This is a genomic window from [Scytonema hofmanni] UTEX 2349 (assembly GCF_000582685.1).
GTDB classification, from domain to species: domain Bacteria; phylum Cyanobacteriota; class Cyanobacteriia; order Cyanobacteriales; family Nostocaceae; genus Hassallia; species Hassallia hofmanni.
The window spans coordinates 504,679-506,806 of record NZ_KK073769.1 but is presented as its reverse complement, the minus strand read 5'-3'; the positions used below and the strand labels follow the sequence as shown (position 1 = coordinate 506,806).

The following is a 2,128-nucleotide window of genomic DNA, read 5'->3' as shown; positions in this document are numbered from 1 at the left end:
CCCCCCTCCCCCCCATCCCCCCCCCATCCCCAGAACAAGTTGAAGCGCAATTTCGTACTTGGGAACTTGATGAGGAAATAGCACAAATGAAAGCGAAAAAGGGTTCAACTGGTAAACAGCAAAATAAAACTCAAAGTAATAAAACAGAAGCGCAAAAAGACAAAATTACTCGCGCTTATGCAACTTTAGAAGTGCAATCTAATGCTTCATTTGCTGAGGTGAAACAGGCTTATAGAATTTTAGTAAAAAAATGGCATCCAGATTTATTTGTTGATAAGCCGCAACTACAAAAAGAAGCGCAAGAAAAAATGTGGCTGATTAATGAAGCGTACACAATATTATCTGAAAAAAAATAGCTACAGCAAATTTCAGGTTTAGGAGGTACATGGGTAAAAGCCAAAACCTTGTAAAGACGTAGCATTGCTACGTCTCTACATTGTTTTTCACGTCTATGTCTATTCTTTATTTTCACGCAAACACCCCATAAAAGTGAAAGGTAGGGCATATACCCTACCTTTGCAAGCCAAATTATTTCTGGCTTAAGAAATAGAATGTCAAAGAAATTAAAGAAAAACTTCCCTCTTTCTCCTTCTATTTATTCGGTTGAGGAGTCATCCGCAAATAAGGTTTGACTTCCTCATAACCTTTAGGAAATTTCTGCTTTAGCACTTCTGGATCTTTCAGCGAGGGGACAATTACGACATCATCCCCGTCTTTCCAGTCAGCTGGAGTCGCTACACTGTAGTTATCAGTTAGTTGCAGTGAATCAATCACTCGCAGAATTTCATCAAAGTTGCGTCCTGTGCTAGGGGGGTAGGTGAAACTGAGACGCAGTTTTTTATCCGGATCGATAACGAAGACCGATCGCACTGTTACAGTATTAGCAGCGTTCGGGTGGATCATATCGTAAAGGTCAGAAACTTGACGATCTGGATCTGCCAAAATCGGATAGTTGAGGGTAGTGTTTTGAGTTTCTTCGATATCTCCTACCCATCCGTTGTGGGAGTCAACATCATCAACGCTGAGTGCGATCGCTTTCACGTTGCGCTTGTCAAATTCTGGTTTCAGTTTAGCAACTGTACCTAATTCGGTGGTGCAAACCGGTGTAAAGTCTGCGGGGTGGGAAAATAGCACTACCCAGCTATCACCTGCCCATTCGTAAAAATTTATGTCGCCGTGTGTAGACGCTTGTGTAAAATTGGGTACTGTGTCACCTAGACGGAGAGCCATGTAAAATTCCCTGTAGTTATAAAGGCATTAAGTATTCTACTATGCGATCGTGACATATAATCCCGGTTGCTCAATGGGGGTTTAGCAGTTTGCAACAAAATTTTAAGTAGAGACGTTCCGGCGGAACGTCTTTACGATTTATCCCACAATCCGGCGGAACGTCTTTACGATTTATCCCACAATAGACATCTGTGGAAAAGATGTAGAGACGTAGCACTGCTACGTCTCTACAAGGGTTTTGGGCAACACATAGTTCATTTCTGGAGATGTCTAATGGGTGCAACGCCTAAAATTTGATTGTATGCTTGAATCATTTGACGAGCGATCGCTTCCCAACTAAAATTTTGCAATGCATATTCTTGAGCAAGTAATCCCCGACGCCGACATTCTGCGGGGTTTTGCAAAGCTTCTCGCAACAATTCTAATTGTGACTCAACATCTGTTGTACCCACCCAGCCAGACTCACTATCGCGCACCTGATGCCAAATATGCACTTGGTCTGAGATAATTACAGGTACTCCCGCTACCATTGCCTCAGCGACAGCAATCCCGAAATTTTCATAATAGGATGGTAAGACGAATAAATCTGCCGCTTGCAGTAAAGCTGATTTTACTTCACCGGTGACAAAACCTGTAATTTTCGTGTGCGATCGCAGAGGTGAATTTTGTATCTGCAAACTTATCTTTTCTTCATAATCTGGATCTTGAGGATTCGTTCCCGCTAAGACAAAATAAAAATTACCACCTTCAGCTAACAACTTTTCCAAAGCCGGAATCACTAAATTTAACCCTTTTTTCGGGTCAATTCGCGACATAAAAAGCACCAAAGGCACATTCAAGGGAATACCAAATTGAGTCCGAATAGCATTCCCCCCATCCCCCCATCCCCCCCTCTCCC

At 42.4% G+C, this 2,128-nt stretch carries 3 protein-coding genes; 1 reads left to right on the top strand and 2 read right to left on the bottom strand.

Features of this window, described 5'->3' with window-relative positions; all coding sequences use genetic code 11:
* Positions 1 to 356, top strand: a 356-nt coding sequence (locus TOL9009_RS49825) for a J domain-containing protein (protein WP_038298164.1), incomplete at its 5' end; no start/stop codon positions are given.
* Between the two features lie 235 nt (positions 357 to 591).
* Here the strand turns inward: TOL9009_RS49825 and TOL9009_RS0132265 are convergent.
* Positions 592 to 1,230, bottom strand: a complete 639-nt coding sequence (locus TOL9009_RS0132265) for a peroxiredoxin (RefSeq protein WP_029637516.1) — start codon at positions 1,228 to 1,230, stop codon at positions 592 to 594.
* A gap of 254 nt (positions 1,231 to 1,484) precedes the next feature.
* Positions 1,485 to 2,128: glycosyltransferase (locus TOL9009_RS41210; RefSeq protein WP_144238479.1), on the bottom strand; the 644-nt coding region annotated here is incomplete at its 5' end.

Coding starts and splice junctions, on each gene's coding strand:
- TOL9009_RS0132265 (WP_029637516.1), bottom strand. CDS start 1,230: ATGGCTCTCCGTCTAGGTGACACAGTACCCAATTTTACACAAGCGTCT.